This window comes from Nocardioides sp. ChNu-153 (genome assembly GCF_030466625.1).
Classification (GTDB): Bacteria; Actinomycetota; Actinomycetes; order Propionibacteriales; family Nocardioidaceae; genus Nocardioides.
In genome coordinates this window covers 46,267-67,657 of sequence record NZ_JADEVT010000016.1, presented here as the reverse complement: position 1 = coordinate 67,657, position 21,391 = coordinate 46,267, and the positions used below count along the sequence as shown (strand labels likewise).

At 74.8% G+C, this 21,391-nt stretch carries 27 protein-coding genes, 2 tRNA genes, 1 pseudogene and 1 other annotated feature; of the genes and pseudogenes, 17 read left to right on the top strand and 13 right to left on the bottom strand.

Annotated features, from left to right (window positions below):
* Positions 1-102 (bottom strand): annotated as a pseudogene (locus tag INN71_RS16190) (IS481 family transposase); the annotation flags it as partial.
* 167 nt (positions 103-269) lie between these two features.
* Here INN71_RS16190 and INN71_RS16185 point away from each other — a divergent pair.
* A protein-coding gene (locus INN71_RS16185) for an IS3 family transposase (RefSeq protein ID WP_277501677.1) occupies positions 270-1,555 on the top strand; the annotation gives its coding sequence in 2 pieces (ribosomal slippage) (positions 270-567 and positions 567-1,555; 1,287 coding nt in all).
* Positions 557-712, top strand: a sequence feature (AL1L pseudoknot). (Overlaps the previous gene by 156 nt.)
* On the opposite strand, the gene INN71_RS16180 is transcribed toward INN71_RS16185, so the two are convergent.
* Positions 1,527-1,793, bottom strand: coding sequence for a GIY-YIG nuclease family protein (locus INN71_RS16180; protein ID WP_277499763.1), 267 nt, complete (start codon positions 1,791-1,793; stop codon positions 1,527-1,529). The genes INN71_RS16185 and INN71_RS16180 overlap by 29 nt on opposite strands.
* Here INN71_RS16180 and INN71_RS16175 point away from each other — a divergent pair.
* On the top strand, positions 1,792-2,094 hold the full coding sequence (locus INN71_RS16175) for a hypothetical protein (protein WP_277499762.1): 303 nt from the start codon (positions 1,792-1,794) through the stop codon (positions 2,092-2,094). The two genes, INN71_RS16180 and INN71_RS16175, sit on opposite strands and share 2 nt — an antisense overlap.
* A gap of 149 nt (positions 2,095-2,243) precedes the next feature.
* Here INN71_RS16175 and INN71_RS16170 read toward each other — a convergent pair whose 3' ends face one another.
* The gene (locus INN71_RS16170) at positions 2,244-2,918 is read right to left on the bottom strand and encodes a response regulator transcription factor (protein WP_277499761.1); all 675 of its coding nucleotides are present in this window, start codon (positions 2,916-2,918) and stop codon (positions 2,244-2,246) included.
* Complete coding sequence (locus INN71_RS16165) at positions 2,897-4,048, bottom strand: sensor histidine kinase (RefSeq protein ID WP_277499760.1); 1,152 nt, start codon at positions 4,046-4,048, stop codon at positions 2,897-2,899. Before INN71_RS16165 ends, INN71_RS16170 begins: the two co-directional genes overlap by 22 nt.
* 130 nt (positions 4,049-4,178) lie before the next feature.
* Here INN71_RS16165 and INN71_RS16160 point away from each other — a divergent pair, with 130 nt between their 5' ends.
* From INN71_RS16160 to INN71_RS16150, 3 genes are all read left to right on the top strand, one after another.
* The gene (locus tag INN71_RS16160; protein ID WP_277499759.1) at positions 4,179-5,093 is read left to right on the top strand and encodes an ABC transporter ATP-binding protein; all 915 of its coding nucleotides are present in this window, start codon (positions 4,179-4,181) and stop codon (positions 5,091-5,093) included.
* Complete coding sequence (locus INN71_RS16155; RefSeq protein ID WP_277499758.1) at positions 5,090-5,881, top strand: ABC transporter permease subunit; 792 nt, start codon at positions 5,090-5,092, stop codon at positions 5,879-5,881. Before INN71_RS16160 ends, INN71_RS16155 begins: the two co-directional genes overlap by 4 nt.
* 123 nt (positions 5,882-6,004) lie before the next feature.
* Positions 6,005-6,949 (top strand): SGNH/GDSL hydrolase family protein, encoded by a 945-nt coding sequence (locus INN71_RS16150; RefSeq protein WP_277499757.1) that lies wholly within the window; start codon positions 6,005-6,007, stop codon positions 6,947-6,949.
* Here the strand turns inward: INN71_RS16150 and map are convergent.
* Together map and INN71_RS16140 are read right to left on the bottom strand one after the other, a co-directional pair.
* Positions 6,875-7,642, bottom strand: coding sequence for a type I methionyl aminopeptidase (gene map, locus INN71_RS16145; RefSeq protein WP_277499756.1), 768 nt, complete (start codon positions 7,640-7,642; stop codon positions 6,875-6,877). The two genes, INN71_RS16150 and map, sit on opposite strands and share 75 nt — an antisense overlap.
* The gene (locus INN71_RS16140) at positions 7,639-8,088 is read right to left on the bottom strand and encodes a hypothetical protein (protein WP_277499754.1); all 450 of its coding nucleotides are present in this window, start codon (positions 8,086-8,088) and stop codon (positions 7,639-7,641) included. Before INN71_RS16140 ends, map begins: the two co-directional genes overlap by 4 nt.
* 65 nt (positions 8,089-8,153) lie before the next feature.
* Between INN71_RS16140 and rph the strand changes: the two genes are divergently transcribed.
* Together rph and rdgB are read left to right on the top strand one after the other, a co-directional pair.
* Entirely contained in the window at positions 8,154-8,900 is a 747-nt protein-coding gene (rph, locus tag INN71_RS16135; RefSeq protein WP_277499752.1) for a ribonuclease PH, read from the top strand.
* Positions 8,897-9,505 carry an RdgB/HAM1 family non-canonical purine NTP pyrophosphatase gene (gene rdgB / locus INN71_RS16130; RefSeq protein WP_277499750.1) on the top strand — a complete coding sequence of 203 codons (609 nt, stop codon included), beginning with the start codon at positions 8,897-8,899 and terminating at the stop codon, positions 9,503-9,505. Before rph ends, rdgB begins: the two co-directional genes overlap by 4 nt.
* A gap of 37 nt (positions 9,506-9,542) precedes the next feature.
* Here rdgB and INN71_RS16125 read toward each other — a convergent pair.
* Positions 9,543-9,624: transfer RNA gene (locus tag INN71_RS16125), tRNA-Leu, on the bottom strand.
* Positions 9,625-9,659: 35 nt separating this feature from the next.
* Positions 9,660-10,142 carry a thioredoxin-dependent thiol peroxidase gene (gene bcp / locus INN71_RS16120; RefSeq protein WP_277499746.1) on the bottom strand — a complete coding sequence of 161 codons (483 nt, stop codon included), beginning with the start codon at positions 10,140-10,142 and terminating at the stop codon, positions 9,660-9,662.
* 140 nt (positions 10,143-10,282) lie between these two features.
* Here bcp and INN71_RS16115 point away from each other — a divergent pair, with 140 nt between their 5' ends.
* Together INN71_RS16115 and INN71_RS16110 are read left to right on the top strand one after the other, a co-directional pair.
* On the top strand, positions 10,283-10,531 hold the full coding sequence (locus INN71_RS16115) for a DUF3618 domain-containing protein (protein ID WP_277499744.1): 249 nt from the start codon (positions 10,283-10,285) through the stop codon (positions 10,529-10,531).
* Positions 10,532-10,578: 47 nt separating this feature from the next.
* A complete protein-coding gene (locus tag INN71_RS16110; protein WP_277499765.1) occupies positions 10,579-10,878 on the top strand; it encodes a co-chaperone GroES in 300 nt (99 codons plus the stop codon).
* Positions 10,879-10,935: 57 nt separating this feature from the next.
* Here the strand turns inward: INN71_RS16110 and INN71_RS16105 are convergent, their stop codons facing one another.
* Entirely contained in the window at positions 10,936-12,396 is a 1,461-nt protein-coding gene (locus tag INN71_RS16105) for a polysaccharide biosynthesis tyrosine autokinase (protein ID WP_277499741.1), read from the bottom strand.
* Between the two features lie 109 nt (positions 12,397-12,505).
* On the opposite strand from INN71_RS16105, the gene INN71_RS16100 reads away from it, so the two are divergent.
* Entirely contained in the window at positions 12,506-13,069 is a 564-nt protein-coding gene (locus INN71_RS16100) for a low molecular weight phosphatase family protein (protein ID WP_277499738.1), read from the top strand.
* A 7-nt stretch (positions 13,070-13,076) separates the two neighbouring features.
* Here INN71_RS16100 and INN71_RS16095 read toward each other — a convergent pair whose 3' ends face one another.
* Positions 13,077-13,352, bottom strand: coding sequence for a PqqD family protein (locus INN71_RS16095; RefSeq protein ID WP_277499736.1), 276 nt, complete (start codon positions 13,350-13,352; stop codon positions 13,077-13,079).
* 3 nt (positions 13,353-13,355) lie between these two features.
* Between INN71_RS16095 and INN71_RS16090 the strand changes: the two genes are divergently transcribed.
* The 5 genes from INN71_RS16090 to INN71_RS16070 are packed head-to-tail and all read left to right on the top strand — an operon-like array spanning position 13,356 to position 16,733.
* Positions 13,356-14,204, top strand: a complete 849-nt coding sequence (locus INN71_RS16090) for a hypothetical protein (protein WP_277499733.1) — start codon at positions 13,356-13,358, stop codon at positions 14,202-14,204.
* Positions 14,201-14,509: a hypothetical protein gene (locus INN71_RS16085; protein WP_277499731.1), complete on the top strand. Its 309-nt coding sequence runs from the start codon at positions 14,201-14,203 to the stop codon at positions 14,507-14,509. The genes INN71_RS16090 and INN71_RS16085 overlap by 4 nt, the downstream gene beginning before the upstream one ends.
* Positions 14,510-14,541: 32 nt before the next feature.
* Complete coding sequence (locus tag INN71_RS16080; RefSeq protein ID WP_277499729.1) at positions 14,542-15,186, top strand: aldo/keto reductase; 645 nt, start codon at positions 14,542-14,544, stop codon at positions 15,184-15,186.
* Between the two features lie 3 nt (positions 15,187-15,189).
* Positions 15,190-16,254, top strand: coding sequence for an LLM class flavin-dependent oxidoreductase (locus INN71_RS16075; protein ID WP_277499727.1), 1,065 nt, complete (start codon positions 15,190-15,192; stop codon positions 16,252-16,254).
* Positions 16,251-16,733 (top strand): aminoacyl-tRNA deacylase, encoded by a 483-nt coding sequence (locus INN71_RS16070; protein WP_277499725.1) that lies wholly within the window; start codon positions 16,251-16,253, stop codon positions 16,731-16,733. The genes INN71_RS16075 and INN71_RS16070 overlap by 4 nt, the downstream gene beginning before the upstream one ends.
* Before the next feature lie 75 nt (positions 16,734-16,808).
* On the opposite strand, the gene INN71_RS16065 is transcribed toward INN71_RS16070, so the two are convergent.
* Positions 16,809-17,654 (bottom strand): thioredoxin domain-containing protein, encoded by an 846-nt coding sequence (locus INN71_RS16065; protein ID WP_277499723.1) that lies wholly within the window; start codon positions 17,652-17,654, stop codon positions 16,809-16,811.
* A gap of 156 nt (positions 17,655-17,810) precedes the next feature.
* Between INN71_RS16065 and orn the strand changes: the two genes are divergently transcribed.
* A complete protein-coding gene (gene orn / locus INN71_RS16060) occupies positions 17,811-18,458 on the top strand; it encodes an oligoribonuclease (RefSeq protein WP_277499721.1) in 648 nt (215 codons plus the stop codon).
* A 55-nt stretch (positions 18,459-18,513) separates the two neighbouring features.
* Positions 18,514-18,589, top strand: a tRNA-His gene (locus INN71_RS16055).
* A 45-nt stretch (positions 18,590-18,634) separates the two neighbouring features.
* Here the strand turns inward: INN71_RS16055 and INN71_RS16050 are convergent.
* Together INN71_RS16050 and INN71_RS16045 are read right to left on the bottom strand one after the other, a co-directional pair.
* Positions 18,635-19,237, bottom strand: a complete 603-nt coding sequence (locus tag INN71_RS16050) for a GNAT family N-acetyltransferase (protein WP_277499719.1) — start codon at positions 19,235-19,237, stop codon at positions 18,635-18,637.
* The gene (locus INN71_RS16045; protein WP_277499715.1) at positions 19,234-21,357 is read right to left on the bottom strand and encodes a penicillin acylase family protein; all 2,124 of its coding nucleotides are present in this window, start codon (positions 21,355-21,357) and stop codon (positions 19,234-19,236) included. Before INN71_RS16045 ends, INN71_RS16050 begins: the two co-directional genes overlap by 4 nt.
* Positions 21,358-21,391 lie beyond the last annotated feature (34 nt).

Genomic DNA, 21,391 nt, shown 5'->3' with positions numbered 1-21,391 from the left:
GAACATCTTCGCGGCAGCGGTGTGGGTCCAGCCGGTTTCCACGATCAGGCGGGCAAGACGTAGACGAGCGCGTGGGGTCAGTGCGGCGTTAGCGTGGGACATGAAGGCCTCCGGTGGGTGAAGCGGTACCTCGACAGCTCCACTTCACAACCGGAGGCCTTCGCCTGTCAGACAGGCTCACCGCCAGGTAGCGGGACAACCTCCCTGGACATCACAGCTAGCGGCCTGTCGCGTGCCGGGTCTGATGGAGGCTCTCATTCCACGGAAGGATGAGAGTCATGGCGGCACCGAGGAAGTACCCAGAGGAGCTTCGGGAGCGGGCTATCCGGATGGCGGTCGATCTGCGGCGTGACCCGGCCGCGAGGTCGGGTGCTCTGCGTCGGGTCGGTGAGCAGCTGGGGATCAACCCCGAGACGCTGCGCAACTGGGTTCAGCAGGCCGAGATCGACGAGGGGCACCGCCCCGGCGTGACCACTGCCGAGGCGCAGCGGATCGGTGAGCTCGAACGCGAGAACCGTGAGTTGCGGCGAGCGAACGAGATCTTGCGGACGGCGTCGGCGTTTTTCGCCGCGGCGGAGCTCGACCGCAAGCTGAAGTGAGCACCGCGGTGCCGACTCCGGTGCTGGTCGACTACATCGACCAGCACCGGGAGCGGTTCGGGGTCGAGCCGATCTGCACCGTCCTACGAGCGGCTGGGATGCAGATCGCCCCGAGCACCTACTACGCCAGCAAGTCCCGTCCGCCCTCGGCGCGTGTGGTCGTCGACGAGCAGCGGCTGGCGGTGATGCGTCGTGTCCACGAGGAGAACTACGGCGTCTACGGGGTCCGCAAGATGCACGCCGAGCTCAACCGTCGCGGCCATCGGATCGCCAGGTGCACCGTGCACCGGCTGATGCGCGCCGAGGGCCTACGCGGGATCAGCAGAGCCAAGGGACCGCGCACGACAGTCCCTGGGAGCGGCCCGGACACCCGGCCGGACCTGCTCGATCGTGACTTCAAGGCGCCGGCACCGAACCGGGTCTGGGTCGCGGACATCACCTACTGCCGCACCTTCGCCGGCTGGGTCTACGCGGCGTTCGTCATCGACGTCTTCTCCCGCCGAGTCGTGGGTTGGCAGCTGTCGAAGAGCCTGCGCACCGACCTCGCGTTGGACGCCCTCGAGATGGGGCTGTGGACCCGCGAGCACGCGGGTCAGGACACCACCGGCCTGATCGCGCACAGCGACAAGGGCGTTCAGTACCTCGCGGTGCGCTACACCCAGCGGTTGGCCGAGGCCGGCGCTGTCGCGTCGGTGGGGTCGACGGGCGATAGCTACGACAACGCCCTCGCCGAGGCGTTCAACTCGCTGTTCAAGGCCGAGCTGGTCCGCAACAAGGGGCCGTGGAAGAGCATCGACGACCTCGAGATCGCGGTCGCGGAGTACGTCGATTGGTTCAACCATCGACGCCTGCACGGCGAGATCGGGCTCGTCCCACCGGTCGAGTTCGAGGAGGACTACTACCGGCACAACACCGCGCCGACTACCGTCAGCGCGTCAGTTCAGAGCCTCCACTGAACCCGGCACGCGACACTCGACGCTTCGCCCGGCCCCATCCCTGGATGCGCTTCTCGAACGCGAACGCCTCGTCGATCCGGTCGAACTCCCCGGACCACGCGAGGCGCACGGGGCGCCGGCGACGCGTGTAGGCGGCGCCCACGCCGTCCTGGTGCTCCGTCAGTCGCCGTTCGAGGTCGACCGTGCTGCCGGCGTAGTAGCTGCCATCACTGCACTCGAGGAGGTAGGCCCAGGGCATGGGCGGGGTCTTCCCGGTGCATGTCGGGTCGACGCCGTGGGTCCGGGGCCTGTGGATGACGCAGTCGTTTCGAGGGGCGCTAGCGCGCCCACCTCAACCACCGGTGCAGCGCGCGCCCACCTCAACCATCGGTGGCGGCGCGCAGCTCGAAGCCCGTGGTTTGGAGGGGCGCTGGCGCGCGCACCTCAACCACCGGGGCGGCGCGCAGTTCGACGCCTGTGGTTTGGAGGGGCGCTGGCGCGCGCACCTCAACCACCGGGGCGGCGCGCAGCTCGACGGCTGTGGTTTCGAGGGGCGCTAGCGCGCCCACCTCAACCACCGAGGCAGCGCGCGCTTACCTCAACCACCGGCACTGCGCGCCCACCTCGACCACCGGTGGCGCTGGCGCGCCCACCTCATCCACCGGCAGCGCGCCCACCTCATCCACCGGCACGGCGCGGCGGGCCGTGCTCAGACCAGGCCGGCGTCGTGGACGCAGATGGCGATCTGGACGCGGTTGGTGGCGCCGAGCTTGTCGAAGAGGCGCGAGACGTGGGCCTTGACGGTCGGCACCGACAGGTAGAGCTCGGCGGCGATGTCGGCGTTCGACAGGCCGCGGCCGACGGCGACGGCGACCTCGCGCTCGCGGTCGGTGAGCGTCGCGAGGCGGCGCTCGGCGTCGGCGACCCGGGGGTCGGTGTGCTGCCGCACGCGGCGGATCAGCGTCTGCGTGACCGACGGCGACAGCATGGGCTCCCCGTCGGCCACCCGGCGGATGGCGGCCAGGATGTCGGCCGGGGGAGTGTCCTTCAGCAGGAAGCCGTCCGCGCCGGCCGCGAGCGCGCCGAGCACGTAGTCGTCGGCGTCGAAGGTCGTCAGCACGATGACGCGCGGCGGGTCGGGCCGCGAGTGGATCGCGGTCGTCGCCTCGAGGCCGTCGACCTCGGGCATTCGGATGTCCATGAGGATCACGTCGGGCCGCAGCGAGGCCGCCATCGACGTGCCCTCGCGGCCGTCGCGGGCCTCGCCCACCACCTCGACGTCGGGTCGGCCGCCCAGCATGAGGCCGAGGGCGGAGCGGACGAGCGGGTCGTCGTCGACGACGAGCACACGGACGGGTGAGGTCACGGCGACCACGGTAGCCATGCGTGGACGAGGAAGGCGCCCCCCTCCCGGCCGTGCACCAGGTGCCCGCCCGCGAGCTCCACGCGCTCGGTGAGACCCACGAGGCCGAGCCCCGCGCCGGGGGCGCTCGGGGTGCCGAAGCCGAACGGGTTGCGCATCCGCACCTCGACGCCGTCGTCGGGGGCACCGGTGACCTCGATGGTGAGCAGCGCGCCGGGGGCGTGCTTGTGGGCGTTCGTGATGCCCTCCTGCACGAGGCGGTAGAGCGTGCGCCCGACGGCGACCGGCGGCGCCGACGGCAGCTCGTCGACCAGCTCCACCCGGGCCCCCGCGGCGGTCGAGGCCGCGACGAGGGGGCCGAGGTCGTCGTACGTCGGTTGGGGGCGGTGCGTCGCCTCGCCGGTCAGGGGGTCGCGCAGCACCCCCAGCACGCCGCGCAGGTCGTCGAGGGCCAGGTTGGCCTGCTGCTGCACCTCCCCGATGCCGGCGCGCAGCGCGTCGGCGTCGAGGTCGGTGCGGAACGACAGGGCGCCGGCGTGCATCGAGACCTGGCTGATGCGGTGGGCGAGCACGTCGTGCATCTCGCGGGCGATCCTGGCGCGCTCCTCCGCACGGGCCTTGCCGGTGCGCAGCTCCTGCTCGCTCTCCGCGCGCTCGGCCCGCTGCCGCAGCGTCCACAGCAGCTCGCGGCGCGAGCCGATGAACATGCCCCAGGCGAGGAGGGCCAGCACGGCCGCGACGTTGGCGGTGAACGTGACCCACGCCGGGTCCTGGTTCGAGCTGGGCACGACCCGGTAGAACACCTCGGCCGACACGACGCTCGCCAGGCCGGCCACGACCACCTGCCAGTACACGCGCCGCGTGGCCAGGGAGACGAGGGCCAGCAGCGACGGGCCCGCCGCGGCGGTCGAGACGGTGGCGAGCGCGATGGTGCCGAGCGCGACGCCGAGCGGCCACCGCCGGCGCCAGTGCACCGCCACGAGGGCCACCAGGCCGAGGGCGAGGTCGCCGGCGATCCACCACCGGTGGTCGTCCCACAGCACGGGGTAGGTCTCGACCGCGAGGAGGGCGCTGATCAGCAGCGCCAGCAGCGCCCGCCAGGCGTGCCCCCACGCGCCGAGGCGCGGCTGGAAGTCGTCGGGGGGCGGCACGGGCCCCAGGTTAGGACGCGGCGGGTGCCCGCCGCCCCGGCCCCGCGTCCCGGCCGACCCCTACTTTGGTCGGCGCGCGGTGGCCCCGCGGCGGATGCCGTGGCGGAGCGCGGCGCGGCAGGGTGGCCGCATGATCACAGTCGAAGGACTCACGAAGGTCTACGGCGGGTTCACCGCCGTGGACGACGTCAGCTTCGTGGCGCGACCCGGTGAGGTCACGGGATTCCTCGGGCCGAACGGTGCCGGCAAGACGACCACCATGCGCATCCTGGCCGGGCTCACCCGTGCCGACCGGGGCGTCGCGACGATCGGCGGGCACGACTACCGCCAGATCCCCAACCCCGGCCGCCACGTCGGCATCCTCCTCGACGCGTCCGCCCAGCACGCGGGTCGCACGGGTCGCGAGGTCCTCACCCTGGGCGCGAAGACGATGGGCCTGCCCGCCTCGCGCGTCGACGAGATGCTCGAGCTCGTCAGCCTCACCGACGCCGAGTCGAAGCGCCGGATCCGCAACTACTCCCTGGGCATGCGTCAGCGCCTCGGCATCGCGCACGCCCTGCTGGGCGACCCGCAGGTCCTCATCCTCGACGAGCCCGCCAACGGCCTCGACCCGGCGGGCATCCGGTGGATGCGCGGCCTGCTCCGCGGGTACGCCGAGCGCGGCGGCGCCGTCCTCCTGTCCAGCCACCTGCTCCACGAGGTCGAGCAGATCGCCGACACGATGCTCGTCATCGGCCACGGCCGGATCGTCGCGTCGGGCACGAAGGCCGAGCTGCTGACCTCGACCGGCGCGTTCGTGCGCTCGGTCGACGACGCCCGCCTCGCGCCCGCGCTGCAGGCCAAGGGCGTCACCGTGCGCCCCGACGGCAAGGGCCTCGGCATCGTCGTCGACGCCGAACCGCAGGTCATCGGCGAGACCTCGCTCGAGACCGGTGTCGCCCTCCTCGAGCTGCGGGCCGCCGACGGCGCCGGTCTCGAGGACCTCTTCCTCCAGCTGACCGCCGACACGCAGCGCGAGTCGAAGACCGAAGGAGTCCCGGCATGAGCACCGCCACCCACCGCCCCGCGACGTTCGACGTCGCGAGCACCCCGCGGACCCCGTTCGTCCGCCTCGTCTCCGTCGAGCTGCGCAAGCTGGTCGACACCCGTTCGGGACGCTGGCTCCTCATCGTCATGGCCGCGCTCATCCTCCTGGGCAGCGCGATCTTCGCGTGGGCCGAGCGCGACGGCGCCGTCGCCTTCTTCGACTTCACCAGCGTCGCCGGCGGGGTCACCGGCTTCCTCCTCCCGGTGCTCGCCATCCTGGCCGTCACCAGCGAGTGGTCGCAGCGCACGAACATGACGACGTTCACGCTCGAGCCCCACCGCGAGCGGGTCGTGGCCGCCAAGCTCGTCGCCGCCGTCGTCGCCGCCGTGCTCTCCATCGCCGTCGCGGTCGTCATCGGTGCCGTCATGTCGGGCTTCGCCGCGCTCCTCGGCGCCGACGTCGACTGGGACCCCAACCTCGAGGGCATCGCCGCGTTCACCGTCGCCCAGGTGCTCGGCCTCCTCGTCGGCTTCGCGCTGGGCACGCTGCTGCTCAACACGCCGGCGGCGATCGTCGTGTTCTTCGCCTACTTCACCGTGATCCCCGGCCTGCTCAACCTGGCGGGGTTCTACTTCGACTGGTTCGCGGACGTCGTGCCGTGGGTCGACTTCGTGTCCGCCCAGGCTCCGCTGGCCAACGGCTTCGGCGGCGTCGAGTGGGGCCACCTGCTGGTCTCGGGCGCGATCTGGTTCGTGCTGCCCCTGGTGCTCGGCATCACCCGGGTGCTGCGCGCCGAGGTCAAGTGACCTCGGCCTGACCGGTCGGGCGGGCCTTCGTGGAGGCCGCGGGGGAGTGTTCACCGAGTCCTGCCCGACCTGTCACCCGCGTGGCGGCGCAGCGTTCCGGCTGCGCCGCCACGCTCGTCTTCCGTGACCGTCCAGGGTGCGACGAGCCGGGTCCGCAGCTACCTCCGCTTCGCCGCCGTCGGCGACAGCACGACGGTGGGCGTGGGTGATCCCGTGCCCGGCAACCCCGGCGGCCTCGGCGCCGGGGCCACCGGGCGCGACGGCACCTGGCGCGGCTGGGCCGTGCTGCTCGCGCGGGCCCTGGAGACGTCGTACGACGTGTCGTTCTGCAACCTCGCCGTCTCCGGCGCGACCGCCCGGGACGTCGTGGAGCGCCAGCTCGACGACGCCGTCGACCACCGCCCCGACCTCGTCTCGCTGGTGGTCGGCCTCAACGACACGATGCGCTCGTCGTGGGACCCCACCGCGCTGCGCGCCGACCTCCTGGGGGCCGCCGAGCGGCTGACCGCCGACGGGGCGGTGCTGCTGACGGTGCGCTTCCACGACCACGGCGAGGTGCTGGGCCTCCCGCAGCTGCTGCGGCGCCCGATGCTGCGCCGCATCGAGGTCGTCAACGACGTCTACGACGAGGTGCACGCCCGCTTCGGCGGGCTGCGGGTCGACCTCGCGAGCTGCGTCGACGTACGACGCCGCGACTGCTGGTCGGTGGACCGGCTCCACCCCTCCGAGCGCGGGCACCGCGCCCTGGCCCGGGCGTTCGCCGAGGAGCTGGCGGCGGCGGGGGTGCCCGTCGTACCGCCCGCGGCGGAGCCGGACGGCACGTACGTGCCGAGCTGGCGCACCGACCTGGCGTGGATGGTCACCGAGGGGGCGCCGTGGGTCGGCCGGCGGGCGCGCGACCTCGGACCGTGGGCGGCGCGGGCCGCGTGGGCGGAGGCCCGCACGCTGCGGCCCGTCGTGCGCCCCGTGGTGCGTCCCGTCGTGCGGCGCCGCTCAGTCGCGGGCGGTCATCACGACGGGGTCGCCGTGGGTGATGGCGATGGTGTGCTCGCTGTGGGCCCCGCGTGAGCCGTCCTGGGACAGGATCGTCCAGCCGTCGTCGGCCATCTTGATCTCGTCGGTCGTCGCGAGGAACCACGGCTCGATGGCGATGACCAGGCCGGGGCGCAGCTTGAAGCCGCGGCCGGGACGCCCGTCGTTGGGCACGTGCGGCTCGCCGTGCATGGTGCGACCGACGCCGTGGCCGCCGAACTGGAGGTTGACGGGGTAGCCGGCGGCGCGGGCCACCTCGCCGACGGCGTGGCCGATGTCGCCGATCCGGTTGCCCGGGCGCGCGACCTCGATGGCGGCGGCGAGCGCCTCCTCGGTCGTGCGGATGAGGCGCTGGTCCTCCTCGCGCGGTGTGCCAACGATCGTGCTGACCGCCGAGTCGCACACCCAGCCGTCGACGGAGACGGCGAAGTCGAAGCTGACGAGGTCGCCGTCGGCCAGCGCGTAGTCGTGCGGCAGGCCGTGCAGCACGGCGTCGTTCACCGAGGTGCACAGCACCTTGCCGAACGGGCCGCGGCCGAACGAGGGCGCGTAGTCGACGTAGCAGCTCTCCGCGCCGCGCTCGCGGATCATGTCGTGGGCCAGGGCGTCGAGCTCGAGGAGGTTGACCCCGACGTCGGCGACCTCGACGAGGCGGGTCAGCACCTCGGCGACGAACCGGCCCGCGGGGCGCATCTCGTCGACCTGGCGGGGGGTGAGCAGCTCGATCATCGGGTGGTCCCTCTTCCTCGTGCGGGTGCGCCCGGCGCCGGCGGCACCCCGGCCGCCCGGGCCTGGGCGAGCAGCCCGGCGACGGCGACGGCGAGGCCGGCGAGGCCGATCGCGCCGAGCACCTCGTTGGCGAACACGGTCGTGGCGTCGTCCTCGGCGGCCGACGTCGCCGCGGCCGTCACGGTCGCCCCGCCGACCATCGCGGCCAGGAGCGCGGCGTGCATCCGGACGGTGCGCACGGGCGCCGCGCCCCAGAACGAGTAGGTGACACCGGCGACGAGCCCGGCCCCGGCGATGGCCAGCACGATGCCCACGGTCCGGCGCCCCGCGAAGCCCTCGTTCACGTCGAGGAGCAGGACGACCGCGACGAGCACCACGCCGGCCGCGGTGAGCCCGATCTGGCGCCGCGACGGGCGCGGCTCGGCAGGGGTGGACGGGCGGGGCACGCGCACCAGGGTACGGCGCGAGGCCGCGTCGGCGGTCGGCGCCCGCTCCGCCTACGCTCGTCGTCATGACCACCCCCGCCGCAGCGACCCCGACCCCGCGCCCCGACGGCCGTGCCGACGACGAGCTGCGCCCGGTGCGGATCACCCGCAACTGGCTCGACCACGCCGCGGGCTCGGTGCTCGTCGAGTTCGGCCGCACCAAGGTGCTGTGCGTCGCGTCGGCGTCGGAGGGCGTGCCGCGCTGGCGCAAGGGCTCGGGCCTGGGCTGGGTGACGGCCGAGTACGCGATGCTCCCCGGCTCCACCCACACCCGGTCGGACCGCGAGTCCGTGAAGGGCCGCATCGGCGGGCGCACCCACGAGATCTCCCGCCTCATCGGCCGCTCCCTGCGCGCGGTCGTCGACTACCAGGCGCTGGGGGAGAACACGATCCAGCTCGACTGCGACGTGCTGCAGGCCGACGGCGGCACCCGCACGGCGGCCATCACGGGCGCGTACGTCGCGCTCGCCGACGCCGTCGCGCACCTCCGCTCGAGCGGCGCCCTGAAGGGCGAGCCCCTGACGGGCTCGGTCGCCGCCGTCTCCGTCGGGATCATCGACGGCGTCCCGCGCCTCGACCTGCCCTACGTCGAGGACGTGCGGGCCGAGACCGACATGAACGTCGTGATGACCGGCACCGGCGCCTTCGTGGAGGTGCAGGGCACCGCCGAGGGCGCCCCGTTCGTGCGCTCGGAGCTCGACGCGCTCCTCGGGCTCGCCGAGTCGGGCTGCGCCGAGCTGACCCGCCTGCAGACGGAGGCGCTGTCGTCGTGAGCGTCCCCGCCGTCTTCCTCGCCTCCCGCAACCGCGGCAAGCTCGCCGAGATGGAGCGCATCCTCGCCGCGCACCTGCCGGGCGTGCGCGTGCTCGGCCTCGACGACGTCGAGCCCTACGACGAGCCGGTCGAGGACCAGCCGACCTTCGAGGGCAACGCGCTGCTGAAGGCCCGGGCCGGCCTGGCCGCCACCGGCCTGCCGAGCGTCGCCGACGACTCGGGCATCTGCGTGGACGCCCTCAACGGCATGCCCGGCGTGCTGTCGGCCCGCTGGTCCGGGCCGCCCAAGAGCGACGCGCGCAACAACGAGCTGCTGCTCGCCCAGCTGGCCGACGTGCCGGACGAGCGTCGTACCGGCCACTTCGCCTGCGCCGTCGCGTTCGTCCACCCCGGCGGCGAGCTCGTCGTCGAGGGCCGCATGGACGGCCGCGTCGCGCGGGAGGTCCGCGGCGAGGGCGGGTTCGGGTACGACGTGCTCTTCGTCGCCGACGACCGTCCCGGCCTCACCACCGCCGAGCTCGACCGCGAGGAGAAGGACGCCATCTCCCACCGCGGCAAGGCCATGCGGGAGATCGCGCCGCAGATCGCGGCGCTCCTCGCCTGAGGGCCTGAGGGCTTGAGGGCCCGAGGTCTCGGGGGGGTGCCGGAGGCGGGACTCGAACCCGCACGCCCGAGGGCACAGGTTCCTAAGACCTGCGTGTCTGCCAGTTCCACCACTCCGGCCGGGCAGCGGGGAGTCTAGGGCTCGCCGGAGCGCCTCAGGAGGCGGAGACCAGCCCCAGGTCGCGGCGGAGCTTGGCGACGTGGCCGGTGGCCCGCACGTTGTACGCCGCGTGCGCGACGCGACCCTCCTCGTCGACCACGACCGTGGAGCGGATGACGCCCTGGACGACCTTGCCGTAGTTCTTCTTCTCGCCGAAGGCGCCCCACTGCGTGAGGACGCCCTTGTCGGGGTCGGAGAGCAGCGTGATGGTGAGGTGGTCGCGCTCGCGGAACCTCGCGAGCTTCTCCGGGGCGTCGGGGGAGACGCCGAGCACCTCGTAGCCCTCCGCGCGCAGCGCGTCGAGGGAGTCGCTGAAGTCGCACGCCTGCGTCGTGCACCCGGGCGTCATTGCGGCCGGGTAGAAGTAGACGACGACCTTCCGCCCGCGCAGCGAGGACAGCGTGACCTCGTCGCCCGTGTCGCTGGTCAGGGTGAAGTCCGGGGCGACGTCGCCCACGGCGAGACGGGTCTGGGTCATCGGGAACGCAACCTCTCGAGGGAACCGGCGGGGACGCCCAACCTAGTCGAGCGCTCCCGCCCCGCGCCCGTCGGCCGCAGCCGCCGCGGGACGGGTAACGTTGCGCCCCGACCGTCCTTCTGTCCCCAAGGGGTGTGCACGTGAGCAACGACCTCGGCTCGCTCGAGAACGAGATCGAGCAGACGCGCGAGCGTCTCGCGACGACCATCGACCAGCTGCTCTACCGCACCAGCCCGAAGACGATCGCGCGCCGGGAGGTGGCCAGCGTCAAGGGCTACTTCGTGGACGCCGAGACCGGCGCCCCGCGCACGGACAACATCCTCAAGGTCGCCGGCGGCGTCGCGGGCTTCGTCACGTTCATCGTGGTCGTCCGCAAGATCACGTCGTGAGCGGCGCCCTCACGGGTGTGGGGGCCGGGGACGGCGTCCCCGTGAAGATGCTCCACGACCGGCTGCTCGTGGAGCTCGACCGCGAGGCCGGGGAGCGCCGCTCGTCGGGCGGCATCGTGATCCCCGCGACGGCCGCCATGGGCGCGCGTCGCCTGGCCTGGTCGCGCGTCGTGGGCGTCGGCCCGCAGGTGCGCTCCGTCGAGCCCGAGGACCGGGTGCTCTTCGACCCGGAGGACCGCGCCGAGGTCGAGGTGCACGGGGAGACGTACGTCGTGCTGCGCGAGCGCGACGTGCACGCGGTCGCCGCGACCCGGTACGGCGACTCCGCCACCGGCCTCTACCTCTGACGCCGGGCCTCTGACGCCGGACCGGGCGCACTGCGGACCCGCGGACCGCCTGCCGGCCTACTCGGGACGCCGGCGCCGGCCCTGACGGCCGCGACCGTGGCGTCGGCGACGCCCTCCCGCGGCGTCGTCCTGCTGGTAGTAGTAGGTCCCGTAGTAGCCCCCGGCCGCGTTGCGCCGCGGCACGCGGTTGAACACCACGCCCAGCACCCGACCCTTGACCGCCGCCAGGTTCGCCAGCGAGCTCTCGAGCTCCCCGTCGAGCGTGCGGCCGTGGGACACGACGACGAGCGCGCCGTCCGCGATCGTCGTCAGCACCGCGGCGTCGGTCACGGGCAGCAGGGGCGGCGCGTCGAGCACCACCATGTGCTCGCGAGCCATCTGCTCGAGCAGCGTCCGCATCGTCCGGGAGCCGAGCATCTCGCTCGGGTTGGGCGGCGTGCCGCCGGCGGCGAGCACGAAGAGGCCGGGCACCTGGGGGTGCTCCTGCAGCACGTCGTCGAGCTCGACGCGGCCGATGAGCACGTCGGTGAGCCCGGCGCCCTCCACCAGGCCGAGGGTCGCGGCCACGACGGGGCGGCGCAGGTCGGCGTCGACGAGGATCACGGGCTGGCCGGAGGCCGCGACGGCCGCCGCCAGGTTCGTCGACACCGTCGACTTGCCGTCGGAGGGCTGCGAGCTGGTGACGACGATGGTGCGCGGCGGGTCGTCGATGTCCATGTAGGACAGGTTGGTGCGCAGCTTGCGGAACGCCTCCGCGGCGGCGAAGGACGCGGTCTCGTCGCTCGCGGCGACGGCCAGCTCGGCCGGCTCGCCGCGCTCGTGCTCGAGGCCCCGGGTGGCGGGCACGGCGCCGACGACCGAGACGCCGAACTTCCGTTCCACCTCCTGCGTCGTGCGCAGGCGCCGGTCGAGCTGCGAGCGCAGCGCGGCGTACGCGACGCCGAGGAGGATCCCCACCAGCAGCCCGAGCGCGCCGTCGCGCAGCGGCCGCGGCGAGATCGGCGCCGACGGCAGCGCCGCCGACTCGATGGAGCGCACCTGGGGCACCTGGGCGTCCGGGACGGCGTCGGGGTTCTCGATCTCCGCCACCTCGGCGGCCAGCGCGGTGACCCACGCGTCGGCCAGGCCCTGGGCCAGCTCGGGGGAGGAGGCCCGGGCGGTGATCTTCAGCAGCACCGTGTCGACCGGCTGCTCCACCTCGATCTGGCCGATGAGGCCGCTGGGGGAGGCGTCGAGGTCCAGCTCGTCGATGACCCGCTGCGCCGTCGCGCGGCTCGTCGCCACGTCGACGTACGACTTCGCCCGCGACTTCGACAGCGCGTCACCCACCGAGCCGAGCGCGACGTTGTCGTCGGTCCCGGCCCCGGCGCCCGTCGTGACGAACCCGTTGGCGTCGGCGGCGTAGACCGCCGGCTGGCTCAGCGACCAGGCCAGCGCCGCGCACAGCCCGACGAGGCTGAGGGCGACCGCTCCCACCCAGTGGTTGCGCAGCGCGAGCAGGTAGTCGGCGAGTGACATCCATGACCTTCCGTGTCCGTGGCGCGGCCCGGCGGCACCACCGGACGATGGTCCACTGCTGCACCGCGCTTCCGCAGCAGAACGGGGAGTGTCGTGGGAGCGTGGCGCCGTGCACATCCTCGTCGCCTGCGTCGGCAACATCTGCCGCTCCCCCCTCGCCGAGCGCCTCCTGGCCCGCGACCTGGCCCCCGAGGTCGCCTGCGGTGCCGTGACCCTCGGCAGCGTCGGGGTGGGGGCGCAGGACGGGTGGGAGATGCACGCGCTCGCCGCCGCCGAGCTGGCGCGGCTGGGCGGTGACCCGGCGGGCTTCCGCTCCCGGCGGGCCACCACGGAGCTGCTGGGGGCCTCCGACCTCGTGCTGACGGCGACGCGGGACGTGCGCACGGCCGCCGTCGCGACCGCGCCTGCCGTCCTCCACCGCGCCTTCACCCTGCGCGAGCTCGCCGCCCTGGAGGCCGAGGTGGACGAGCCGGCCCCCGCGGACGGCGTACGGCGGGTCGTGCGCTCGCTGTCCGGGCGCCGGGTCGCGGTGGCGCAGCAGGACCTCGACGTACCGGACCCGATGGGCCGCGACGCCGCCGTCCACGCGGCCGTCGCCGACCAGCTGGCGGCCACGGTGCCGCCGGTGGCGGCGCTGGTACGGCGGGTCCTCCGCGCAGGTGGAGCGGCGTGAGGCGCGCTCAGCCCGCCCGCACGACGCCGCGACGCACGAGCTCGCCGAGGAACGGCACGACGTCGCGGCGCACGGTGGCGGGCTCCGCGTCGTACTCCTGCGCGAGCAGCCCGACGAGCGCGCCGACGGTGGTGGGCGCGGCCAGCGCCTCCCAGACGGTGACACCGACGCCCTCGAGCTCGACGTGCTCGCGCTGCTCGTCCAGCAGCACCACCGTCTCCTCGATGCGCGCCGACACGGTCGTCGGGTTGCGCGCGAGCACCGTGCCGTCGTCGAGGTCCACGCGGTGATCGTGCCAGCCGGGGGCGTGCCCGGGCAGGGCCCGGGCCACGACGTGGTGGTCGCCGGGCTCGGCACGAGGCTCGGGCTGCGGCTGCGCGGCCGGCACGCCGACGCGCTGCACGCCGCCGTCGGCGAGGCGTGGGCGCGCTGCCTCGTCCCACCCGTCGGGGCCGGTGACGGTCCCGCGCTGGAGGTCGTGCTCGACCCGCGCGACGAGGTGGTCGCGGCGGCGCGGGGGCGGGGCGCGACGGCGGCCACCGACCTGCCGACGCTGCTGCACCACCTCTCGCCGGCGGTGACCCTGCGGCTGCTCGAGGCCCGCGCGGGGGAGCTGGTGCTGCTGCACGCCTGCGCGCTGGCGCACCCGACCACGGGGCGCGTCGCCGTCCTCGTCGCGCCGTCGGGCACCGGCAAGACGACGACGACGCGCACGCTGGGCGCCCGGTGGGGCTACCTCAGCGACGAGACCGCCGGGGTGGACGCCGATGGCCGTGTGCTGGCCTACCCCAAGCCGCTGTCGGTGATCCCCGCACCGGGCGCCGCGCTCAAGGAGCAGGTGGCGCCCGACGCGCTCGGCCTCGCCCGGCCACCGGTCGCGCCGGTCGTGGGGGCCCTCGCCGTCCTCGAGCGGCACCCCGACGGCCCCGAGGTGCCCGAGGTCGAGGAGGTCCCGGTGGTGCGCGCGCTGGCCGAGCTGGCCGGGCAGACCTCCTCCCTCGCCCGCACGCCGCGCCCGCTGCACCGCCTCGCCGCGGTGGTCGAGCGGGCGGGGGGCCTGCGCCGCGTGCGCTACCGCGAGGCGGCGACGCTCGAGCCGTTGCTCGACGCCTGGTGCGGGGAGGGCGCGCGGTGAGCGGGCGGGTCCGCCGTACCGGGCGGGTGCGCGACGTCTACCCCGGCACCGGCGACGCCGGCCACGACGAGACCGCCGTGATGGTGGACGCGACCGTCCTCGTCCTCTCCCCGCTGGCCGGTGTGCTCGTCGAGCTCGTCGGCGACGACGGCTGGGTGCCCGTCGCCACCGTCGCGGCAGGGCTGGTCGAGCGCTTCGGCGCCCCGCCGGACGGGGACGCGCTGGCCGGCACGCGCACCGCCCTCGCCGACCTCGCCGAGCAGGGCGTGGTCGAGCTGCGGGACGAGGTCGCCGGGGACGCGTGACGTGCCTTGACCGCGGTGGCAGGGTGGTCGGCGTGACTGACGCGAAGCCCGCCCAGGCGAACGCCGACGACGTCGTGATCGCCACCAAGGCGGGGCTGCTGCGCACGGGGCCGGACGTGTGGGTGCCGCTGGGCCACCCGTCGTACCTGCGCCAGCAGTGCGAGCTGAGCCTGCGCCGCCTCGGCGTCGAGGCCATCGACCTCTTCCAGCTGCACCGGGTGGACCCGGCGTACCCGCTCGAGGACCAGGTCGGCGAGCTCGCGAAGCTGCGCGACGAGGGCAAGGTGCGCCACGTCGGGCTCTCCGAGGTCTCCATCGCGCAGGTGGAGGAGGCGCGGGCGGTCACCGACATCGCGACCGTGCAGAACCTGTTCAACCTGACGACGCGGGACGCGGAGCCGCTCCTGGACTACTGCGAGGCCGAGGGCATCGGGTTCATCCCGTGGTTCCCCCTGGCGACCGGCGAGCTGTCGAAGCAGGACGGCCCGCTCGCGCAGGCCGCGACCGAGCACGGCGCCGAGCCGGCCCAGCTCGCGCTGGCCTGGCTGCTGCGCCGCTCCCCGGCCGTGCTGCCGATCCCGGGCACCAAGAGCGTCGACCACCTCGAGTCCAACGTCGCCGCGGCGGGCATCGAGCTGAGCGACGACGAGTTCGCCGCCCTCGACGCGGTGCGCTGACACGTGGCCGGGGCGGGCGGCGATGACGCGCAGCGTCCGCTGCGCCGCCTGGGCTTCCTGACCATCGGGCTCTTCGACCCCGCCGACCCCCGCCCGGGGCACGAGGCCACCCTGCGTCTCGTCGAGGTGGGGGAGGAGCTCGGGTTCGACAGCGCCCACGTGCGCCACCGGCACCTGCAGCACGGCATCTCCTCCCCGCTCACCTTCCTCGCGGCGGCGACGCAGCGCACGAGCCGCATCGCGCTGGGCACGGCCGTGACCCCGCTCGGCTGGGAGAACCCGCTGCGCCTCGCGGAGGACCTGGCCACCGTCGACGTGTTGTCGGGCGGGCGGCTGCAGCCGGGCGTGAGCGTCGGGCCGCCGCTGCAGTGGGAGCACGTGCGCGACGCGCTCTACCCCGACTCGGCCGACGTCGAGGACTTCACCTACGAGCGGGTGCTGCGGCTCCTGCGCCTGCTGCGCGGCGAGCCCGCCAGCACCTTCAGCGGCCGCCAAGGCATCGAGGAGTTCTCCGAGCGGGTGCAGCCGCACGTGCCCGGCCTCGCCGAGCGCGTCTGGTACGGCGGGGGCTCGCTCCGCTCGGCGACGTGGGCGGGGGAGCAGGGCCTGGGGTTCCTGACCAGCAGCGTCGTGCGCGCCGAGGGCGAGGACACCGACTTCGCCCGCGTGCAGCGCGCCCAGGTCGACGCGTTCCGCGCGGCGCACCCGGACGGTGGGCGGGCGCGCGTCTCGCAGGGCCTCGTGATCATCCCGACCGACAGCGCGACGCCCGAGCAGCGGCGCCGCTACACCGAGTACGCCGCGTCCCGCCTGCCCCGCACCCGGGAGCCGCAGGGCCCGGCGCGGATGCTGTTCGCGCCCGACCTCGTCGCCACCACCGACGAGCTCGTCACGGCGCTGCGCGCGCACGCCGGGTTCCAGGCGGTCGACGAGGTCGTCGTGACGCTGCCGTTCACGTTCTCCTTCGACGACCAGGTCCAGGTGCTCACCGACCTCGCGGGCTCCCTGGGGCCGGCCCTGGGCTGGGCGCCCGGTGGCGGCGACGGCGTCGCCGGGTTCCCGGGGTGAGCGCGGAGCGGGCCGTCGCGGCCGCCGCGGCGCTCGGGCTGGAGGTGACGGTGACCCGTCACGGCCCCGTCCGGTCGCTGGCCGAGGCGGCCGCCGCCCGCGGCGTGAGCCCCGACCGGCTCGTCAAGACGATGGTCGTGCGCCGGGGCGAGGACGACCACCTCCTCGTGCTGGTGCCCGGCGACCGCGTGATCGCCTGGCCACGCCTGCGCGCGCTGCTCGGCGTCACGCGGCTGTCGATGCCCCCGGCCGACGAGGCGCTGGCCGCGACGGGCTACGAGCGCGGCACCATCACGCCGTTCGGGGCCCGCCCCGGCCCCCACGGACCCTGGCCGGTCGTCGCGGACGAGCGCGTCCGCGGCGGTGCGGTCTCGCTCGGCGGCGGCGAGCACGGCGTGGGTCTCACGGTCGACGCCGAGGCGATGCTCGCCGCGCTCGACGCCACGGTCGCCGACGTCACCGACGCCGCCCCGGCCTGAGCCCTCCCCGTCCAGACGCCGACGCCCGGCCGACCGCGGGGGTCGACCGGGCGCCGGGTGCGTCGTGCAGGGCGGTCAGGGGCGACCGCCGACGGCCTCGAAGATCGCGTCCCCGAGCTCGCTGACGGTGGCGCCGCCCACGTCCTCGCCGTCGACGCGGACGGTGGGCGTGCCCTGCACGCCGTTGTCGCTGGCCGCGTCCGTGGCCTCGGCGACCCAGTCGCCGTACGCCAGGGACTCGATCGGGCTCCGCACGGCCTCCTCGTCCGCGCCCGCGGCGACGGCCATGTCGACGAGCCAGTCGTCGTCGGGCAGGGCGCCGCTCTCGGCGGGCTGGTTGGCGAAGAGCAGGTCGTGGAAGGCCTTGGCGGCGTCGGGTCCGGCGGTGTCCATCACGACGGCGAAGGCGTTCGCGGCCCGCTCGGAGTAGTCGCCGATGCGGCTCAGCAGGTTGAACGCGCGGTACTCCACGACCACCTGGCCGGAGTCGACGAGCTGGGTGAGGTCGTCGGTGGTCTCGCGCTCGAGCTGGCCGCAGAAGGGGCAGAGGAAGTCCTCGTAGATGACGACCCGGTGCTCGGCGTCGGGGTCGCCGAACGCGATGCCGTAGTCGTCGGTCACCTCGCCGGTGAGCGAGCTCGTGCCGTCACCCGCGCCGGGTGCGGCGCCGTCGGTCGCGGTGGACGTGCCCGAGGAGCTCGAGGAGCTGCCGACCCCCGGGGCGGTCGCGTCACCCTCGCCGTCGTCACCGCCGGTGAGCAGCACCACGGCGAGGATGATCGCGGCGACCACGCCCACGACGGCGACCACGATGCCGATCTCCCGCAGGCGCTCCTTGCGCTGCGCCTCGCGGCGGGCGGCGGCTGCCTTCGCCGCGCGCGACGCCGCGCTCTCCGTCGACCTGCTCGCCGGCTTGGCCATCGTCGTCGTCCTCGTCTCGCTCGGTGTCGGGGGTGGCGACGCACCACCCTAGGCACGTTCCCTGAACCCATCCTGAGCCGTCGGCGCCGGGCGGGACGCGGGCGTCGACGTCCGGCCGGACGCGGGCCCGGTGCCGCATCGGTAGGGTGGGCCGACGTGACGGACCGACTGGTGTGGATCGACTGCGAGATGACCGGCCTCGACCTGGGGGCCGACGCCCTCATCGAGGTGGCGGCTCTCGTCACCGACTTCGAGCTCAACGTGCTCGGGGAGGGTGTCGACATCATCGTCAAGCCCCCGGCGGAGGCGCTCGAGCAGATGGGCGACTTCGTGCGCGACATGCACGGCAAGTCGGGTCTGCTGGAGCAGCTCGACGGCGGCCTCCCGCTCGCCGAGGCGGAGGCGGCGGTCCTCGCCTACGTGCGCCAGCACTGCCCCGACGGCAGCCGCCCCCCGCTCGCCGGCAACACGGTCGCCACCGACCGGTCCTTCCTGGCCCGCGACATGCCGCAGCTCGAGGGGTTCCTCCACTACCGCATCGTCGACGTCTCCTCGATCAAGGAGCTGTCGCGCCGCTGGTTCCCGCGGGCGTACTACCAGGCGCCGACGAAGCGGGGGAACCACCGGGCGCTGGCCGACATCCAGGAGAGCATCGAGGAGCTCCGCTACTACCGCGAGGCCGTGTTCGTGCCCTCGCCCGGGCCCACGTCGGCCCAGGCCCAGGAGATCGCGAAGCGCCACGGCGGATCGCTCACGGGCCTCCACGCCCCGGTCGCCGACCCGGGTGGTCAGAGCACCGCCTGAGTGCCGCTACACTTCTTCCCGGCCCGTCGCGGTGCAAGCCGTGCGCGTGGTCGTGGTGGGTATAGCTCAGCTGGTAGAGCACCTGGTTGTGGTCCAGGGGGCCGCGGGTTCAAGTCCCGTTACTCACCCCACCGTCCGGAGCCCCCGACGCCTCGCGCGTCGGGGGCTCCGGCCGTTCAGCCGAGGGTGGCGACGAGGGCGTCGTACGTCGCGCGGTCGAGGAACCGCAGCACGGCCGGCTTCGTGCTGAGCCGAACCTCGGGGCCCCGGGCCACGCCCATCGCGTCGAGCCGGGCCTGCACCTTCGCGTTGCGGGCGTCGGGCTCGGCCACCACGCGCGTGGTCGCCGGGTCGGCGAAGCAGGCCCCGAGCACGAGCGCCACCACCTGCGGCGTGAACCCCGGCCGGGGGGTGGTGAGGGGCCCCGTCATGAGGTGCACGCCCACGTCGCCGGGCTGCACGTCGTACAGCTCCCCGACCTCCTCCGCCCGCGGGTCGTAGGTCTGGAAGAGGGCGGTGGGCTCGCCGTCGAGGCGCACGAGGTACGCCGCGTGCGTGGGCTGGGAGTCGATCCACGTGTAGATGTCGCGGACCTCGTCCGGCGACTTGTCGCCCATCATCCAGAAGCGGGCGCGCTCCTCACGGGTCCAGGCGTGCACGATCCCGGCCTCGGTGGCGGGGTCGAGCTCGGCGAGCGTGAGGTGGCCCAGGCCGGGAGCGCGTCGCTCGTGGAGCACCGGGCGGGCGGGGGACGGGGGCTCGGGCAGGGGAGCGGTCATGCGTCCTCCTCGGGACGGTCGGTGGCAGGACGGTCGGTGGGGCAGGGCAGCAGGTCGCCCCGCACCCAGGCGTCGAGCTGGTCGTGGGAGTGGGCCCCGGGGTGCCCGGACGCGCCGAGCGGCACGACCCACCCGCCGCGACCGCGATCGGCGAGGTCCCACACGTAGCGGGCCACCGACCCCCGCCAGCTGGCGTCGGTGGTGCCGGGCAGCGACCCCGTGCAACGCACCGTGTCGCCGTCCCCGGAGAGCGCCACGCGGGGTGTCACCAGCGGCACCGGGTGCGTGGCGAGGTCGACGCCGAGCAGCTCGAAGCCGTGCGCGGGGTCGAGCACGTGGCTCTCGCCCCACGTCGCCGGGTGGCCGGCGGCGTCCTCGAACGCCCGCACGGCCAGCGCCGCGACGTCGACGCCGAAGGGCCGCTCGGCCTCGAGGAGGGCGTCGAGCGCGAGGGCGAGGCGGGCGGTGAGCGACTGGTACGGCGCGAGCTCCCCGCCGTACGTCGTGGGGTCGCGCAGCGCGTCGAAGGCCGGCTCTGCGACGAGGAGCCGCACGAGGGCGGAGCGCCAGGCGGCGAAGGCGGCGGCGCCGCCCGACCCCGCTTCGGCGTGCCCGTCCCACGCCAGGACGGCCTCGCGCACGGGCGCCCCGGCCGGCCCGGGCTCGGGGAGCGCGGCCAGCAGGGCCTGCGTGCGGGCGGCGCTCAGCAGCAGGGTGTCGCGGTGGATCGCCGCGAAGTCGTCGGCCTCGAGCCCCGTGCGCCCGTCGAGCAGCCGGGCGATGCGCCGGGCCCGGTACGGCGGCGCGAACGACGCCCCGATCGGCTCGCTCTCCGCCCCGCGGCGCTCGTTCGCGGTCACCACCTGCCCGTCGGGCGGCACGTCGTGCCGGGGGAGGTCGGCCAGCCAGCCGTCCCACCCGCCGTCGGGTCCGACGCGCTCGGCGGGCACCACGCCCCGGCGGTGCGCGTCCGGGCGCCGGGGCACGAGGCCGGCCACGCGGTAGCGCACGGCGCCGCGGTCGTCGGCGACGACGACGTTGTTGACGGGCAGCACCCAGCGGTCGAGGGCGCGGTCGACGTCGTCGACGGTGCGGGCCCGCAGCAGCGGCAGGAGGGCGTCCAGCCCGCACCGGCCGGCGACCCACGGGGCGGTCCGCAGGCTCGTGGCGCTGCTCGTCGTCGAGCCGTCGGCGTCGGGGGTGGCGGCCTCCTCGTAGACGACGACGCCGCGGGGGGTCGTCACCACGTCGACCTCCACCGGGTCGGCACCGCGGACCTCGACCTGCTCCCGCCGTACCCCGGCCGGCTCCCAGCCGTCCGGGCCGAGGGCCTCGACGTGCCGCCCGCGGCGCCGCAGCCGCTCGGCGTACAGGTCCTCGGTGTCGGCCATCGCGTTGGTGATGGCCCACGCGACCGGGCCGGCGTGCGCGAAGTGCTGCACCCCGGGGACGCCGACGAACGCGAACCCGGCGACGTCGAAGCCGCCGCCACCGCTCGGGTCGCCGGCCAGCACGAGCCGCACCTGCTGGTAGACGCCCGGGGCCTCGATGACGCGGTGGGGGTCGCCGCCGACGAGGGGGAGGCCCGACGCCGTGCGTGCCCCGCCGACGGCCCACGCGTTGCTGCCGGAGGTGGCGACGCCCTCGGCGGACAGCAGCCGGGCTCCGGCCTCGCCCAGCGCGTCCACGACCCGCTGCCGCCACAGCTTCTGCGGGAAGCTGCCGAAGAGGAGGTTGTGCCCGAGGAGGGCGGCGACCGGCGTCCAGGGCTCCCAGGCGACCGGGGCGGCGTCGAGGGCGACCAGCTCGGGGGTGTCGTCGCGCAGCCCGGAGCTCACGCCGGCGGCGTAGGCCGCGAGGAAGTCGCGCGTCGGGGCGTCGAGGTCGTCGTACGCGCGGCGGGCGAGGGCGGGCAGGTCGGCGCGCCGCACGAGGGTGTCCCAGGCGACGCCCGCCGGGCCGACGAGGGCGGCGACGGTGCCGGTCGCGCGGCGGCGGACGAGCTCCAGCTGCCACGTGCGGTCCTGCGCGGTGGCGGCGCCGTGCAGCCGGGCCAGCCCCGCGAGGGTGTCCGCGTGGACGTGGGCGATGCCGTGGGCGTCGCGCTCCAGCCGCTCCACCCGCTGCCTCCTCGTCGGCTCCCCGCCGCCCGGA

Bases quoted from the DNA above. Each gene is read 5' to 3' on its own strand.
- map (WP_277499756.1), bottom strand. From the start codon at position 7,642: ATGATCGAGCTGCTCACCCCCCGCCAGGTCGACGAGATGCGCCCCGCG.
- rph (WP_277499752.1), top strand. From the start codon at position 8,154: ATGACCACCCCCGCCGCAGCGACCCCGACCCCGCGCCCCGACGGCCGT.
- INN71_RS16155 (WP_277499758.1), top strand. From the start codon at position 5,090: ATGAGCACCGCCACCCACCGCCCCGCGACGTTCGACGTCGCGAGCACC.
- INN71_RS16065 (WP_277499723.1), bottom strand. From the start codon at position 17,654: ATGGCCAAGCCGGCGAGCAGGTCGACGGAGAGCGCGGCGTCGCGCGCG.
- INN71_RS16110 (WP_277499765.1), top strand. From the start codon at position 10,579: ATGCTCCACGACCGGCTGCTCGTGGAGCTCGACCGCGAGGCCGGGGAG.
- INN71_RS16170 (WP_277499761.1), bottom strand. From the start codon at position 2,918: ATGGCTACCGTGGTCGCCGTGACCTCACCCGTCCGTGTGCTCGTCGTC.
- bcp (WP_277499746.1), bottom strand. From the start codon at position 10,142: ATGACCCAGACCCGTCTCGCCGTGGGCGACGTCGCCCCGGACTTCACC.
- INN71_RS16105 (WP_277499741.1), bottom strand. From the start codon at position 12,396: ATGTCACTCGCCGACTACCTGCTCGCGCTGCGCAACCACTGGGTGGGA.
- INN71_RS16180 (WP_277499763.1), bottom strand. From the start codon at position 1,793: ATGCCCTGGGCCTACCTCCTCGAGTGCAGTGATGGCAGCTACTACGCC.
- INN71_RS16175 (WP_277499762.1), top strand. From the start codon at position 1,792: ATGGGCGGGGTCTTCCCGGTGCATGTCGGGTCGACGCCGTGGGTCCGG.
- INN71_RS16050 (WP_277499719.1), bottom strand. From the start codon at position 19,237: ATGACCGCTCCCCTGCCCGAGCCCCCGTCCCCCGCCCGCCCGGTGCTC.
- INN71_RS16160 (WP_277499759.1), top strand. From the start codon at position 4,179: ATGATCACAGTCGAAGGACTCACGAAGGTCTACGGCGGGTTCACCGCC.